15 protein-coding genes and 2 tRNA genes are annotated in these 15,493 nt (G+C 69.3%); 13 read left to right on the top strand and 4 right to left on the bottom strand.

Features of this window, described 5'->3' with window-relative positions; translation table 11 throughout:
- Positions 1-19: 19 nt before the first annotated feature.
- From AAD496_RS11715 to AAD496_RS11700, 4 genes are all read left to right on the top strand, one after another.
- On the top strand, positions 20-1,186 hold the full coding sequence (locus AAD496_RS11715) for an extracellular solute-binding protein (RefSeq protein WP_349828940.1): 1,167 nt from the start codon (positions 20-22) through the stop codon (positions 1,184-1,186).
- Positions 1,187-1,321: 135 nt separating this feature from the next.
- Positions 1,322-2,461 carry an extracellular solute-binding protein gene (locus AAD496_RS11710; protein ID WP_349828939.1) on the top strand — a complete coding sequence of 380 codons (1,140 nt, stop codon included), beginning with the start codon at positions 1,322-1,324 and terminating at the stop codon, positions 2,459-2,461.
- 52 nt (positions 2,462-2,513) lie between these two features.
- The gene (locus tag AAD496_RS11705) at positions 2,514-3,680 is read left to right on the top strand and encodes an ABC transporter substrate-binding protein (protein ID WP_349828938.1); all 1,167 of its coding nucleotides are present in this window, start codon (positions 2,514-2,516) and stop codon (positions 3,678-3,680) included.
- Positions 3,681-3,755: 75 nt separating this feature from the next.
- A complete protein-coding gene (locus tag AAD496_RS11700) occupies positions 3,756-4,469 on the top strand; it encodes an NAD(P)/FAD-dependent oxidoreductase (RefSeq protein WP_349828937.1) in 714 nt (237 codons plus the stop codon).
- A 48-nt stretch (positions 4,470-4,517) separates the two neighbouring features.
- On the opposite strand, the gene AAD496_RS11695 is transcribed toward AAD496_RS11700, so the two are convergent.
- On the bottom strand, positions 4,518-5,117 hold the full coding sequence (locus tag AAD496_RS11695) for a GNAT family N-acetyltransferase (protein ID WP_349828936.1): 600 nt from the start codon (positions 5,115-5,117) through the stop codon (positions 4,518-4,520).
- Positions 5,114-5,584 carry a peptide-methionine (R)-S-oxide reductase MsrB gene (msrB, locus tag AAD496_RS11690; RefSeq protein ID WP_433913765.1) on the bottom strand — a complete coding sequence of 157 codons (471 nt, stop codon included), beginning with the start codon at positions 5,582-5,584 and terminating at the stop codon, positions 5,114-5,116. The genes AAD496_RS11695 and msrB overlap by 4 nt, the downstream gene beginning before the upstream one ends.
- Positions 5,585-5,821: 237 nt before the next feature.
- On the opposite strand from msrB, the gene AAD496_RS11685 reads away from it, so the two are divergent.
- Positions 5,822-7,162 carry an alpha/beta hydrolase family protein gene (locus tag AAD496_RS11685; protein WP_349828935.1) on the top strand — a complete coding sequence of 447 codons (1,341 nt, stop codon included), beginning with the start codon at positions 5,822-5,824 and terminating at the stop codon, positions 7,160-7,162.
- 38 nt (positions 7,163-7,200) lie between these two features.
- On the opposite strand, the gene AAD496_RS11680 is transcribed toward AAD496_RS11685, so the two are convergent.
- A tRNA-Pro gene (locus AAD496_RS11680) sits at positions 7,201-7,274 on the bottom strand.
- A gap of 189 nt (positions 7,275-7,463) precedes the next feature.
- Here AAD496_RS11680 and AAD496_RS11675 point away from each other — a divergent pair.
- Positions 7,464-7,537, top strand: a tRNA-Gly gene (locus AAD496_RS11675).
- Positions 7,538-7,595: 58 nt separating this feature from the next.
- On the opposite strand, the gene AAD496_RS11670 is transcribed toward AAD496_RS11675, so the two are convergent.
- Positions 7,596-8,465, bottom strand: a complete 870-nt coding sequence (locus AAD496_RS11670) for a ThiF family adenylyltransferase (RefSeq protein WP_433913764.1) — start codon at positions 8,463-8,465, stop codon at positions 7,596-7,598.
- On the opposite strand from AAD496_RS11670, the gene AAD496_RS11665 reads away from it, so the two are divergent.
- The 7 genes from AAD496_RS11665 to AAD496_RS11635 all read left to right on the top strand — a co-directional run.
- Positions 8,452-8,625, top strand: a complete 174-nt coding sequence (locus tag AAD496_RS11665) for a thiamine phosphate synthase (protein ID WP_433913763.1) — start codon at positions 8,452-8,454, stop codon at positions 8,623-8,625. The genes AAD496_RS11670 and AAD496_RS11665 overlap by 14 nt on opposite strands.
- Before the next feature lie 205 nt (positions 8,626-8,830).
- Positions 8,831-10,174, top strand: coding sequence for a trigger factor (tig, locus tag AAD496_RS11660; RefSeq protein WP_349828933.1), 1,344 nt, complete (start codon positions 8,831-8,833; stop codon positions 10,172-10,174).
- A gap of 277 nt (positions 10,175-10,451) precedes the next feature.
- A complete protein-coding gene (locus AAD496_RS11655; protein ID WP_349829004.1) occupies positions 10,452-11,006 on the top strand; it encodes an ATP-dependent Clp protease proteolytic subunit in 555 nt (184 codons plus the stop codon).
- 28 nt (positions 11,007-11,034) lie between these two features.
- Positions 11,035-11,679, top strand: coding sequence for an ATP-dependent Clp protease proteolytic subunit (locus tag AAD496_RS11650; protein ID WP_349828932.1), 645 nt, complete (start codon positions 11,035-11,037; stop codon positions 11,677-11,679).
- Between the two features lie 210 nt (positions 11,680-11,889).
- Complete coding sequence (gene clpX, locus AAD496_RS11645) at positions 11,890-13,158, top strand: ATP-dependent Clp protease ATP-binding subunit ClpX (protein ID WP_349828931.1); 1,269 nt, start codon at positions 11,890-11,892, stop codon at positions 13,156-13,158.
- Positions 13,159-13,217: 59 nt separating this feature from the next.
- Complete coding sequence (locus AAD496_RS11640; protein WP_349828929.1) at positions 13,218-14,546, top strand: MFS transporter; 1,329 nt, start codon at positions 13,218-13,220, stop codon at positions 14,544-14,546.
- Between the two features lie 10 nt (positions 14,547-14,556).
- Positions 14,557-15,493: aldo/keto reductase (locus AAD496_RS11635; RefSeq protein WP_349828928.1), on the top strand; the 937-nt coding region annotated here is incomplete at its 3' end.

Genomic DNA, 15,493 nt, shown 5'->3' with positions numbered 1-15,493 from the left:
GTCACGTCAGGGTCGATGGATGGAGACGACACAGCAGCGGTATCACGGGTCGGGACCGGGATCGACATGGCGGACGGGGGCGCTGGGAGTGATCGGCGCGGGTGCCTGTCTCGTGCTCCTCGCCGGGTGCATGTCCGGCTCCGGTGGAGGGTCCGCGGAGGTGGACACCGCGGCTTTCGAGGGTCTGCCCGCCGGGGAGGCTCCCGAGGGTGCGCTCGAGGGCACCGACATGACCTTCGTGAGCTACGGCGGGATCTACCAGGACATGGAGATGGAGCACGTGGTCGATCCCTTCGCCACCCACACCGGGGCGAACGTGCTCAGTGACGGACCGACGGACCTGGCGAAGCTCCGGGCGCAGGTCGAGTCCGGGACCATCACGTGGGACACCGTCGAGGCGAGCCCGGTCCGTGGCACCGCGCTGTGCGGGGATCTCTTCCAGCCTCTCGACGACACGCTCATCGACCGGTCGGTCATCCCGGAGAACCTGCCGCAGGGCGAGTGCTTCGTGCCGATCATGGTCTACGCGCACACCTTCTTCTACGACGCAGACAAGTACGGCGACAACCCGCCGACGACGTGGGCCGACTTCTTCGACACGGAGAACTTCCCCGGCGTCCGGGGCCTGGAGGGACGTGCCAGCCCCACCCCGGGCACCTACGAGACCGCACTCATGGCCGACGGGGTCGCCGAGGAGGACCTCTACCCGCTCGACACCGACCGGGCCCTGTCCGTCTACGACCGGGTCGTCGACGACGCGGTGTTCTGGACCTCGGGTGCGGAGCAGACCCAGCTCATCCAGGGTGGTGAGGTCGACATGCTCATCGGCTGGTCCGGTCGGATCCCGGAGGTCAACCGGAACGGGCAGAACTGGAAGCCGGTGTGGGACGGCGGGATCGTCGACTCCGACATCCTTGCGATCACCGCCGGCAGTGACAACGTCGTGGCCTCCCACTCGCTCATCAACTGGTTCCTCGGGGCCGAACAGCAGACGGTCTTCACGGAGACGACGGCCTACCCGCCGGTGAACCCGGAGGCGACCCCCGAGATGGACGAAGTGGCCGCCGAGGTCGACGTCTCGGACCCGGAGATTCTCGACCAGTTGGTCCGCCCGGACTACGAGTACTGGGCCGAGAACTACGACGAGCTCAACGAGACCTGGCACCGGTACGTGTCGCAGGGGTGATGACCAGGGAATACATGATTTGCGCAGGTGCGCGTAAAACATGATAGGAAGGGTGCGCGCCGTCCCGCTCGGGGCGGTGGGCACCCTGTATGCATCCCGCGGCACGCCCGTGGCCGAACCGGAGGTCCTCCCCGGATGACGACGTCCCCTCACCTCTCCCGCGCGCGCTCCCGCCGATTCCTCGGTGGCATCTGCGCCGCAGCCCTCCTGCTCGCGGGGTGCGGTACCGACGCCGAGGCGCCCGCCGCGGGGCCGGACCCCGCGGACTTCCGGGGCCCGGTCGCCGGTGCCCTGCCCGCCGGTGCGCTCACGGGGACGACCATGACCTTCGCCGGATGGGGTGGGGGATACCAGGACGGTCAGCTCGAGGCGGTCGTCGATCCCTTCGCCGCGGCGACCGGCGCGACGATCCTGTCCGACGGGCCGGCGGAGCGGGCCAAGCTCCGTGCCCAGGTCGAGTCCGGGAACGTCACGTGGGACGTCGTCGAGACGAGCACGACCCGGGCCGCGCAGTCCTGCGGCACCCTGTTCCAACCGCTCGACCTGTCGCTCATCGACACCACCGCGCTCTCGGCCGACCTGCCGGTGGGGGAGTGCTCGGTCCCGGTGATGGTCTACGGGTACACCTTCTACTACGACGCCGAGGTCTACGGGGACGATCCGCCGACCTCCGCCGCGGACTTCTTCGACCTCGACCGCTTTCCCGGACGGCGGGGCATCGAGGGGCGGGCGAACCCCCAGCCGGGCGTTTACGAGTTCGCCCTCATGGCCGACGGGGTGGCCCCGGAGGACCTCTATCCGCTCGACGTCGAGCGGGCCCTCGACATGTACGCCGGTCTCGGACGGACCTCCTTCTGGAACACCGGCGCCGAGTCCACCCAGCTCATGCAGGGCGGCGAGGTGACGATGATGCTCGGGTGGTCCGGTCGCGTCCCGGAGGCCAACGAGTCCGGCGGGGACTGGCGCCCGGTCTGGGCCGGCGGGATCCTCGACTCCGACGTGCTCGCGGTGCCGGTGGGCAGTACGAACGTGGTGGCCGCGCACGCCCTCATCAACGCCTTCATCGGCGCCGAACAGCAGACCCGGCACGCGGAACTCACCGCCTACCCGCCGGTGAACCCGGACGCGGAGCCGGAACTCGACGAGTTCGCCCGGCCCTTCGACGTCTCGGACCCGGAGACCCTGTCGCAGCTCGTCGCCCCGGACCACGAGTACTGGGGTGAGAACGTCGACGAACTCGACGAGGCCTGGTACCGCTTCGTCGCGCAGTCGTGATGTGAGTGGGGCCACAATGGACCGGACGATCCCCACACGAGACGAGAGAACCATGATCCCCGTATCCCTGCTCCGCCACGCTCCCACCACCCCGACCGCACACGGCACCCGCGGGAGGTGGACGGCCCTCGGGGCGGGCGCCTCGGCGGCGGTCCTCCTCACCGGCTGCATGAGCGGCGGGGGAGGTGCGGACGTCGCGGCCGCGGACTTCCAGGATCCGGTGGCAGGTGAGGTCGCCGAGGGCTCCCTGGAGGGCACGCAGATGACCTTCGTGTCGTGGGGCGGCGGCTACCAGGACGGGCAGGAGCAGGCCTTCGTCACCCCCTTCGCCGAGGCCAGCGGGGCGACCGTCATGACCGACGGGCCGACGGACGACGCCAAACTGCAGGCGCAGGTGGACTCCGGCAACGTCCAGTGGGACATGATCGTCTCCAGCGCGATCCAGTCCGCGGCGTACTGCGACGAGCTCTACGAGCCGCTCGACCTGTCGCTCATCGACACCTCGCAGATCCCCGAGGGGATGCCGACCGGGGAGTGCTTCCTCCCGGCGATGAGCTACGGTGCGGGCTTCTTCTACGACGCGGATCGGTACGGGGACGACCCGCCGACCGGGTGGGAGGACTTCTTCGACACGGAGGCCTTCCCCGGCACGCGTGGGATCGAGGGGACGAGTTCGCCGACCGGTGGCACCTTCGAGGCCGCCCTCCTGGCCGACGGGGTCGCGCCGGAGGACCTCTACCCGCTCGACACCGACCGGGCCCTGGAGGTCTACGCCTCGCTCGGGGAGGAGAACACGGCCTTCTGGACCTCCGGGGCCGAGCAGACCCAGATGATCCAGGGCGGCGAGGTCGACATGATCTTCGGCTGGTCGGGACGGGTGTACGAGGCGAACAAGGCAGGGGCGAACTGGAAGCCGGTGTGGAACCAGGCCTTCCTCGCCTCCGACTCACTGTCGGTGTCGAAGGGTTCGCAGAACTCGGTGGCCGCCCACGCGCTCATCAACTACGCGCTCGGTGCCGAACAGCAGGCGACCCAGATGGAACTCACCACGTACTCGCCGGTGAACGTCGGGGCCGAGCCGGAGATCGACGCGGCCCTGGAGGAGTTCGACGTGTCCCGGCCGGAGATCACCGAACAGATGCTCACCCAGGACGTCGAGTACTGGGGCGAGAACTTCGGTGAACTCTCGACCATCTGGTACGAGTTCGTGAGCAAGTGAGCGCATGAGCGGCGGGACGGACACCGGTATGCGGAACGGACTCGGGTCGCAGCGGTTGACGCCTCCGGCGGGACCGTGCGGGCCGCGACCGGATCGCTGCGGGCCGACACCGTCGTGCTCGCGACGGAGGCCTACACCGCGGACCTGCCCGGGCACCGCCGCGACGTCCTGCCGATGTTCTCGACCATGGTCGTCACCGACCTGCTCGGCGCCGAGTTCTGGGACCGTGCGGGGTGGAGCGGGCGGGAGTGCGTGAGTGCGGCCTCGCACCGGTACTTCTATGCCCAACGTACGGCCGACGACCGGATCGCACTGGGCGGCCGCGGCAAGGTCTACGAGTTCGGCTCGGGTACCGGGGGACAGTGGCGCCTGGACGCCCGGACCGTGCGCGGTCTGCAGGAGGAGGTGCGCGGTCTGTTCCCGGCCGGACGGATCACCTTCGCCCACGCCTGGGGCGGGGTGCTCGGGGTGCCGCGGGACTGGGCGCCCTACATCGACGTGTCCGCCGACCACCGTCTCGCGCGGGTCGGCGGCTATGTGGGGCAGGGGGTGACGGCCGCGCACGTGGCCGGCCGGACGCTCGCCGAGGTGCTCACCGGGACGGACTCCCCACTGCGGGACTCGCCGTGGATCCGTCGCAGGCCCCGACGGTGGGAGCCGGAACCCCTCCGGTGGATCGGGACCCACGCCGTGCAGACGCTGTTCTCCCTGGCCCAGCGCGCGGAGAGCCGACGGGGAGACGCCCGGACCTCGCGGTGGGCCGCGGTGGCCGACCGGATCACCCGCTGAGAACGGCGCTGTTCGGGTGCCCGGCCCCGTTCAGGCGCCCGGCTTCTCTCAGGTGCCCGGACGGCGCCGCATGGGCAGGTGCTCGATGCCGTCCTCCAGGAACTCCGGACCGCTCACGGCGAACCCGAACGAGGAGTAGAAGCGCTCCAGGTACGACTGGCCGTTGAGGGTGAGCAGGGTGTCGGCCCCGAAGTCCTCGACGAACCGTCCGACGACCGCACGGCCGGCACCCGTCCCGCGGGCGGCACCGTCGGAGACGACGCGGCCGATCGACCGGCCCGCCGGGTGGCCGGCCGGGCCGTCGACGAGACCGTGGGGCAGCAACCGGGCGTAGGCGAGCGGCTTGACCGCCAGTCCGGTCTGCTCACCGTGGCTGTCGCGGAAGGGCTGGGGTCCGGCCGCACCGGGCACGAAGGCGTGGAGGGTGCCGGGGTACAGGTCGACCCCGTCGAGGTCGAGGAAGACACAGTCCTGCTCGACGACGAACACCTCGCTGCGCAACTGGAGGATGCCGTAGAGCTCGGTGGAAGTCAGTTCCGCGAAGGACTTCACGACCACCTCGGCGGTGGTGACCCGGGCGGGTGTGCCGGGAGTGGAGGGCGCCTCGGCGGCGGACCCGGTCGCTGCGGCGGGGGTCCCGGTCGTCACCGCGTGCCCTCGTCGAGGACGAGTGCGATCGAGTTGATGCAGTAGCGCAGGTCGGTGGGGGTGGGGTATCCCTCACCGCCGAAGACGTGGCCGAGGTGGGAGTCGCAGGTGCCGCAGCGGACCTCGACCCGTTCCATCCCGAGCGTCTCGTCGCGGATGTAGCGGACCCGGTCCTCGGCGAGCGGGGCGAAGAAGGCCGGCCATCCGCAGTGGGAGGCGAACTTCGTCTCCGAGCGGAAGAGCTCGGCCTTGCACGCGCGGCAGCGGTAGGAACCCTCGGCGAAGGTGTCGGTGTACTCGCCGACGAAGGGGCGTTCGGTGCCGGCCTCGCGGAGCACGTGGTACTCCTCGGGCGAGAGGATCTCCCGCCATTGCGCTTCCGTGCGGTTCCGCACGTCCGACTCCGCGGTACCCCGCGGGGTGTCGGTCGTGCCGTCGGTGGGGGAGTTGTGCGTGGTGGTGCTCACGGTGTGCCTCGCAATGCGAATCGATGTCGTACCTGCCGCGGACCTGCGGGTCCGGCAGATGCGTCCGGCGGATCGCGTGCCAGTGTAGACCCGGTGCGCTGGTGCCGTGGATGTGGGATCTGCCGTGGATGTGGGATCTGCCGTGGGCACGGTCGGTGTCCTTTCCGCGGTCCTGTGTGGATCCTGGACGTACGGGGGCGGGCGGGGGCTAGGATTCCGGGCAAGGAGGACTCATTCATGTCGGACACCGTTCCCCGTACAGGATCCGCCGGGTCCCTCGCCGCCGCGGTGGTCGAGGGCGTCACCGAGGTCGCCGGGCGTCCCGGCACCCGGCGTGCCGCACGCACCGCGCTCGCCGGTCTCGGGATCGGACTGGGGCTCGGGGCCGTCGTGTCCGCCGCGTCCTCGGGTCTCGCGGCCTATTTCGCGCGGAAGATCGTCGTCCCCGGGCAGGCACCGGAGAACGTCCAGATCCTCCACGTCGACGGGTTCGACGACGACATGCACGTGCACCTGTCCGCCGACGAGGAGACGATCGTCCCCGGTCGGTACGGACTCTGGTTCGACGGGGGACGGGGCCACGCACAGATCGGCGACATCCTCGAGTACGACCCCTGGTCACGAACGGTCTCCCGGCAGGTGCTCGGGGTGCCGCACGGTGACCTGCGGACCGCGACGTCCGGACGCTGGACCGGCACCTTTTACCCGGACCCGGAGTGCCTGGAACTGCCCTACGAGGACATCGTGCTCACCACGGAGGTCGGGGACCTGCCGGCCTGGTGGTTCCCGACGGCCGCGGCCGAGGCGGACGCCGCCGGTGACGAGGCGGAACCCGTCGCCCGCACCGACTCGGGACAGGTGGTCGCCGGACGGGACACGTGGGCGGTCCTCATCCACGGCCGTGGTGCGACCCGGGCCGAGGGTCTGCGTGCCGTGCCCGTCCTCGACGCCCTCGGGATCCCGTCCCTGGCGATCTCCTACCGCAACGACGCCGAGGTGCGGGTGGGGAACACCGCCCGCTACGGCCTCGGCGACACCGAATGGATCGACATCGACGCCGCGATCGACTTCGCGCTCGCCCACGGGGCGCGGCGGGTGGTGCTCGTGGGTTGGTCGATGGGCGGTGCGATCGCCTTCCAGGCCGCCAGCCGCGGGCGCAACCGGCGGTTCGTGTCCGCCCTCGTGCTCGACGGGCCCGTGGTCGACTGGTACAGCGTGCTCGACCACCAGGCCCGGGAGAACTTCTTGCCGACGCCGGTGGCCCGCCTGACGCTCGACATGATCTCCCGGCCGTGGGCCCAACCGATCACGGGTCTGGAGACGCCGCTCGACCTCGACCGACTGGACTGGGTGACGCGGGCGGCGGAACTCGACGTGCCGATGCTGCTCGTCCACTCCGACGACGACGACTTCGTGCCGTCGGGTCCCTCACACGCGCTCGCCAACGTCCGCCGCGATCTCGTGACGATGCCGCACTACGAGAAGGCACGGCACACGAAGGAGTGGAACGTCGACCCGGTGAAGTGGGAGGACGACGTGGCGCGGTTCCTCTCCGGGCACCTCGGGCTCGGGGACTGAGACGGGTCCGGGACCTCTCGGTCCCGGACCCGTGACTGTCGGGGCGACAGGATTTGAACCTGCGACCTTCCGCTCCCAAAGCGGACGCGCTACCAACCTGCGCCACGCCCCGTACGAACGGGAATCCTAGTGCGGTGCGCGGTCGTTCACCTAATCCGGGTGGGCGCAGGGGTCCGGTGCCGGCGACTCCTGTGGCGCACGCCACCGTCGCCCGATTTGTGTCCGCGAATCGAACTGGTCTAATGTTCTTCACGCACCGGTTACGGACCGCGTTCGGGAACGGTGCACAATCGAATATCTCGGGGATGTAGCTCAATGGTAGAGCCTCAGTCTTCCAAACTGATTACGCGGGTTCGATTCCCGTCATCCCCTCCACCACGAAAGCCCCGGTGAGAGCCCCACGCTCTCGCCGGGGCTTTGTGCTGCGGAACCCTCACCCGGGGCCTGCGGCCGCCTCCCACGCCGCGTACCCGCCTTCGAGGTGTCGCAGGCGTCCCTCCCGGGTGGCCCAGTCGGGGCGCAGACGGTCGAGCGCTCGGGCCGACCGCACGCCTCCCTGGCAGTACAGGACCAGGTCGTCACCCCGGGGGAGCGCTGCGGACCCGAGGGTGAGTACCCGGTCGAGGGGGACGTTCGTGGCTCCCGGGACGGCCCCGGCGGCGAATTCCCACGGCTCCCGGACGTCGACGAGGGTCACTCCGGCGGTGAGCAGTTCCCGCAGTGCAGCCGGGCCCACCGTCTCGTCCGGCGAGGGTCCACCGGTGGACCCGGCGGTGGCCGGGGTCTCGACCCGGGTGGCGGTGCTGCGGTCCGGGTCCGGGGTGACCCGGAGGACGCGGGAGGTGTGCGTGGCTTCGTCCCACAGGAGCAACCGGCCGACAAGGGGTGATCCGGTCCCGGTGACCAGTTGGATCACCTGGGTGGACATGAGTGTTCCGAGGAGCCCCGGCAGGGTCCCGAGCACACCTGCCTCGGCGCAGGAGGGGGCCTGGTCCGGAGGCGGCGCCTCCGGGAAGAGGTCACGGTAGTGCGGACCCCGGCCCGGCCAGAAGACGCTCACCTGACCACTCCCGCGCAGGATCGCGCCCCAGACGACGGGCACGCCGGTGATCTCGCTGGCATCCGCGATCAGATAGCGGGTCGCGAAGTTGTCGGAACCGTCCACGACGACGTCGTAGCCACGGAGGAGGTCGACGACCCAGGTGGCGTCGACGCGCGCGCGGTGGGTGCGGACCTCCACCTCCGGGTTGAGCGTGGCGATCCGCGCGGCGGCGGCCCACGCCGCGGCGGTGGGTTCGCGCAAACCCTTCTTCGCCATCGGTGGGATCGACGCGGAGCGGGTTCCCGAGGTGGCCGCCTCCGGGGCACGGCGCATCGTCGTCGTGCGAGCGGTCACGGAGGCCGCGGACCCGGGGGCGGCCGTCCGGAACCTCCGGGAGGTCCTCACGACGGCCGCCGGGTGAATGGTCCGTTTCCGCGATTTCGGCGCAGGCGTGCGCGATGGTTAGACTGGAAGGCGTGTTTTTTGGGCGGACGACCGCCCGGATCCCGCCCTGTGACCCCGGGTCCCACGATCTTGGACGGACCCCGACGCGTCTCCTGCCGCGTCGGCCGCACACCACGGTGCCCGCGGTCCACGTACACACTGCCCGAAACGAGAGGTACACAGTGAAGAGCTCCGTCGAGAAGATCGACCCCACCCGGGTCAAGCTCAGCGTTGAAGCGCCCTACGCCGAACTCAAGCCGAGCATCGACGCGGCCTACAAGGACATCGCCAAGCAGGTGAACATCCCCGGCTTCCGCAAGGGGAAGGCACCGGCCCGCATCATCGACCAGCGCATCGGTCGCCCGGCCGTCCTCCAGGAGGCCGTGAACAACAGCCTCGACGGCTTCTACCGCGACGCCATCGAGGAGCAGAAGCTGCAGCCCCTCGGTCAGCCCGAGGTCGAGGTCACCGGTGTCCCCGGTCTGGACGGCGCCGAGGAGGGTGACTTCACCTTCGTCGTCGAGGTCGACGTGCGCCCCGAGATCACGCTGCCGGCCTACGACTCCATCTCCGTCGAGGTCGACACCTACGAGGTGACCGACGAGGACGTGGCCAAGGAGCTCGACGAGCTGCGCGCCCGTTTCGGCACGCTCACCACCGTGGAGCGTCCGGCCCAGACGGACGACTTCGTCACCCTCGACCTCGTCGCGAAGATCGACGACGAGGAGATCGACACCGCCGAGGACATCTCCTACCAGGTCGGTGCCGGCACCATGCTCGAGGGCATGGACGAGGCCCTCGACGGTCTGTCCGCCGAGGAGTCCACCACCTTCGAGACCACCTTCGCCGGCGGCGACCACGCCGGTGAGAAGGGCATGGTCACGATCACCCTCAAGGCAGTCAAGGAGCGCGAGCTCCCCGCGGCCGACGACGACTTCGCCCAGCTCGCCAGCGAGTTCGACACGATCGACGAGCTCCGCGAGGACCTCAAGGCCCAGGCCGCGAAGTCCAAGGAGATGGAGCAGGGCGTCCAGGCCCGCGAGAAGGTGCTCGACGCCCTCATCGAGGCCGCCGACGTCCCGGTCCCGGCCAAGATGGTCGAGGACGAGGTCAAGCGCCACCTCGAGTCCGAGGGTCGCGAGGCCGACGACGAGCACGGTGCCGAGGTGAAGGAGGAGACCGAGAAGGCCCTCCGCACCCAGTTCGTGCTCGACACCGTCATCGAGGGCTCGGACGAGGACTTCTCCGTCTCGCAGGCCGAGCTCATCGAGTACATCGTGTCGGCCTCGCAGCAGTACGGCATGAACCCGAACCAGTTCGCGCAGATGCTCGACCAGCAGGGTCAGGTCCCCGCCATCATGGGCGAGGTCTCCCGTCGCAAGGCTCTCGCGAGCGTCCTCGCACAGGTGAAGGTCGTCGACACCGACGGCAACACCGTCGACATGACCGCCTTCACGACCCCCGAGGGCGAGGGCGAGACCGTCGACGCCGGGGATGCGACCGAGGAGTCCGCCGAGGAGAAGTGACCCGCGGCGGTCACCGACCGCCGGTCACCCATCCGCTCCCGAGGCGCCCGCCGGGACCGCACACCACGTGCGGACCCGGCGGGCGCCTCGGCGTCGTGGGGGTGCTCCGCGCAGCGCGTGTGACCGGCGCTTTCGCCCGTGGCGAACCGGGCCCCGGGCGGGGAAGTTTTGGCGGTCCCACCGGTTAGAGTCACTGACAACAGTCACCGATCGACAGGAGTGCAACGTGAGCGATCACGAGTTCACCCGCCCAGTGTCCGCCGAGGGCGCGGGAGCCATGGGTCTGGACGACCACATCTTCAACCGTCTGCTCAAGGAGCGGATCATCTGGTTGGGATCGGACGTGCGTGACGACAACGCGAACGTCATCTGCGCGCAGCTCATGCTCCTGGCGGCCGAGGACCCGGACAAGGACATCTACCTGTACATCAACTCGCCGGGTGGGTCCGTGACGGCCGGCATGGCCATCTACGACACCATGCAGTACGTGAAGCCCGACGTCGCGACCGTCGCGATGGGCATGGCCGCGTCCATGGGCCAGTTCCTGCTGTCCTCCGGCGCGAAGGGCAAGCGGTACGCGCTGCCCCACACCCGGATCCTCATGCACCAGCCGCTCGGTGGGTTCGGTGGTACCGCCACGGACATCAAGATCCAGGCGGAGCTCATCCTCAGCATGAAGCGTCAGATGGCGGAACTCACCGCCGAGCAGACCGGGAAGTCGCTGGAGCAGATCCTCGCGGACAACGACCGGGACAACTGGTTCACGGCGCCGGAGGCCAAGGAGTACGGCTTCATCGACCAGGTCGTCTCCTCGACCTCCGCCCTGTCCTGATCCTCGAACCGATACCGGGAGAAGAAGAATGACGACACAGAATCCCTGGGGTGCGGCCGGTCAGCTGCCCACCTCGCGCTACGTGATGCCGCAGTTCGAGGAGCGCACGCCCTACGGCTTCCGCCGGCAGGACCCGTACACCAAGCTGTTCGAGGACCGGGTCATCTTCCTGGGCGTCCAGGTCGACGACACCTCCGCCGACGACGTGATGGCACAGCTGCTCGTCCTCGAGTCGCAGGACCCCGACCGGGACATCACGCTCTACATCAACTCGCCCGGTGGTTCCTTCACGGCCCTCACCGCGATCTACGACACGATGCAGTACATCAAGCCGCAGATCCAGACGGTGTGCCTGGGGCAGGCCGCCTCGGCCGCGGCGGTCCTGCTGGCCGCCGGGACTCCCGGCAAGCGTCTGGCGCTGCCGAACGCCCGGGTCCTCATCCACCAGCCGGCCATGCAGGGTCAGGGCCAGGGTCAGGCCTCGGACATCGAGATCCAGGCGAACGAGGTGCTCCGCATGCGCGAGTGGCTGGAGAACACGCTGGCCGCGCACTCGAACAAGTCGCCCGAGGAGATCTCGCACGACATCGAGCGCGACAAGTTCCTCACCGCCGAGGCCGCACTGGAGTACGGCCTCGTCGACCAGGTCCTCACCTCCCGCAAGGAACTCTGAGGCGGCCCCGTACCGCCTCCACGAGGCGGTGTTGCCCGACACGCCCCGGCACCGTTCGGTGCCGGGGCGTGTCGGTACGGTGTGGTTGACTGTTGAGGTAGACGATTCGGCAGGGCTAGTCTGGTCGGAGGACTGGGCGGACGGTCACCCCGGGGTGCCGGCCGGTATCAGTACGAGGACACACGGGCGCCAGCCCGCGAAAGGTGTTGTATGGCACGCGGTTCAGAGGGCGCAGACCTGCTCAAGTGCAATTTCTGCGGCAAGTCGCAGAAGCAGGTCCGGAAACTCATCGCCGGACCCGGTGTGTACATCTGCGACGAGTGCATCGGTCTGTGCAACGAGATCATCGAGGAGGAGCTGGGGCAGACCCAGACCTCCGGTCCCTCCGAGCTGCCCAAGCCACGCGAGATCTTCGACCACCTCCAGGAGTACGTCGTCGGTCAGGAGGACGCGAAGAAGGCTCTGGCCGTCGCCGTCTACAACCACTACAAGCGCATCCGCGCGATGGGTGAGGGTTCCGGCGAGGACGTCGAGATCGCCAAGTCCAACATCCTCATGGTCGGTCCCACCGGCTCCGGCAAGACCTATCTGGCACAGACGCTCGCCCGGAAACTCGACGTCCCCTTCGCGGTGGCCGACGCGACGGCGCTCACCGAGGCCGGCTACGTGGGTGAGGATGTCGAGACGATTCTCCTCAAGCTCATCCAGGCCGCGGACTTCGACACCGAGAAGGCCCAACGCGGCATCATCTACATCGACGAGATCGACAAGATCGCTCGCAAGTCCGAGAACCCGTCGATCACCCGCGACGTCTCCGGTGAGGGTGTGCAGCAGGCGCTGCTCAAGATCCTCGAGGGCACCGTCGCGCAGGTCCCGCCGCAGGGTGGCCGCAAGCACCCGCACCAGGAATTCATCACGATCGACACGACGAACGTCCTGTTCATCGTCGCCGGCGCCTTCGCCGGGCTCGAGGAGATCATCTCCTCCCGGCGTGGCAAGCACGGCATCGGCTTCGGTGCTCTGCTGCACTCCGCCGAGGACGAGAACGACGTCTTCAGTCACCTCCTGCCGGAGGACCTGCTGAAGTTCGGGCTCATCCCGGAGTTCATCGGTCGACTGCCGGTGTTGGCCACCGTCAACACGCTCGACCGGCCGGCGCTCATGTCGATCCTCACTGAACCCAAGAACGCGCTCGTCAAGCAGTACCAACGGATGTTCGAGTTCGACAACGTCGAGCTGGAGTTCGACCAGGAGGCCCTGGAGGCGATCGCGGACCTCGCGCTGCTGCGCGGTACCGGTGCCCGTGGCCTGCGGTCGATCATGGAGGAGGTCCTCCAGCCGGTCATGTTCGACGTGCCCAGCCGTGACGACGTCGAGCGCGTGGTCGTCACCAAGGAGGTCGTCGACAAGAACGTCGCACCGACCCTGGTCCCGCGGACCACGGCCAAGGCACCGCGCCAGCGCAAGAAGTCCGCCTGACCCACGGGGTTCGGCACCCACAGGGCTCGGCCCTTTCCTCTGTGACGTAGTCTTTCCGGGTGTCCTTCCGCTCCCTCTTCGCCGATACACGTCCCCTGAGGGTCCCCACCTTCCGCCGTCTCTGGACCGCGAACATCGTCACCGTCATCGGTGCCCAGATGAGCGTCATCGCGGTGCCGGCCCAGATCTACTCGATCACCCACAGTTCCGCCTATGTCGGACTCACCGGCCTGTTCGGACTCGTGCCTCTCATCGTCTTCGGGCTCTACGGCGGGGCGCTCTCCGACCTGTTCGACCGGCGCAAGATCCTCGTCCTCACCACTCTCGGGCTCGTGGTCACGACCGCGGGGTTCTGGGTCCTCGCCGCCGTCGACACCCGGAACGTGTGGGCCCTGCTCTGGACCTATGCGGCCCAACAGGCTTTCTTCGCGCTCAACCAACCGGCCCGCGGTGCGGTCATCCCGCTGCTCGTCCCGGCCGACCAACTGCCGAGCGCCAATGCGCTCAACATGATGGTGATGAGCGTCGGTGCGATCATCGGACCTGTCTTCGGTGGCGCCCTCATCCCGTTGTTCGGGTACGAGATGCTCTACGCGATCGACACCCTGTGCCTCGTCGCCACGCTGTGGGCGGTGTGGACCCTGCCGAGCATGCGTCCGACGCGATCGGGCACAGGCCGGCGCCGGGTCGGCATGTCGATGGTCCTGGACGGGTTCCGTTACGTGGCGACGAACCCGGTGGTGCTCATGTCCTTCGTCGTCGACGTCATCGCCATGGTCTTCGGCATGCCCCGGGCGCTGTTCCCCGAGATCGCCGACGTCACCTACGGCGGACCGCCCGAGGGCGGAGTCGTGTTCTCGTTGCTCTTCGCCTCGATCGCGGCCGGGAGCGCCCTCGGTGGACTCTTCTCCGGCTGGGTCTCGCGGATCCGCCGCCAGGGCCTGGCCGTCGTGTGGCTCGTCGTCGCCTGGGGTGTCGCGATGACGGGGTTCGGTCTCATGCTGCCGGTCGCCGGGTACTCGTGGATCCTGTCCCTCGGGTTCGGCCTGGCCTTCCTCGCCTTCGGCGGTGCGATGGACGTGTTCTCCGGTGCCTTCCGGTCCGCGATCCTCCAGGAGGCCGCCCCCGACGACATGCGCGGGCGGCTGCAGGGGGTCTTCATCGTCGTGGTCGCCGGCGGTCCCCGCGTCGCGGACCTGCTGCACGGCTGGGCCGCCGAAGCGACCTCGCCCGCGATCGCGACCGCCGGCGGGGGGAGTCCTCGTCGTGATCCTCACCCTCGTCGCGGCCGCGGCGGTCCCGGCCTTCGTCCGGTACGTGCCCGTGCGGGAGCGGGTGGACACCTGAGTCCGGAACCGGGCGGGCGCCTCGGCGGCGAAGGGGCATAGGCTGCGGTACATGGACTACACACCCCTCGGAAACAGTGGCCTGCTCGTCTCGACTCTCGGCGTCGGCTGCAACGCATTCGGAACCCGCATCGACCAGGATGCGACGGACGCCGTCGTGCACGCCGCGCTGGAGTCCGGCGTGAACTTCTTCGACACGGCCGACGCCTACGGGAAGGGCGCCTCGGAGACGATGCTCGGCCGCGCGCTCGGCTCCCGGCGTGACGAGGTCGTCATCGCCTCGAAGTTCGGCATGGACATGCAGGACACCTATCCGGGCGCCACCTCCGCCCGGGCCTCCCGGCACTACGTCCGCCGGGCGGTGGAAGGATCCCTCACCCGGCTCGGCACCGACCGCATCGACCTCTACCAGCTCCACACCCCCGACCGGATCACCCCGATCGAGGAGACCCTCTCCGCACTCACCGAACTCGTGCAGGAGGGCAAGGTCCGCTACATCGGCTGCTCGAACTTCTCCGCCTGGGAGGTCGTCGACGCCGACCACGTCGCCGACGCGATCGGCGCCGAGCACTTCATCACCGCGCAGAACGAGTACTCGCTGTACAACCGGGCCGCCGATTCGGAGCTCGTCCCCGCGCTGGAGCACACGGGCATGAGCATGCTCCCGTACTTCCCTCTCGCCTACGGCCTGCTCACCGGCAAGTACCGGGCGGGCGACGCCGCTCCGGAGGGCACCCGCCTGGCCCGGGAGACCGAGGCCCACCGGTTCGCCTCGGCGGACTTCGACGCCGTCGAGGCGTTCCGGACCTTCGCCGAGGCACGTGGACTCGCCATGCTCGACGTCGCGATCGGTGGGCTGGCGGCCCTGCCGACCGTCGGTTCGGTGATCGCCGGTGCGACGAAGGCGGAGCAGATCGAGGCGAACGTCGCCGCGGTCGCGTGGACCCCCACCGCCGACGACCTGGCCGAGCTCGCCACGATCGTCACCC

This window comes from Brevibacterium litoralis, from assembly GCF_040212315.1.
Lineage (GTDB): Bacteria > Actinomycetota > Actinomycetes > Actinomycetales > Brevibacteriaceae > Brevibacterium > Brevibacterium litoralis.
Note: the sequence above shows the minus strand (reverse complement) of the source record. Positions and strands in the feature narration are given on the sequence as shown.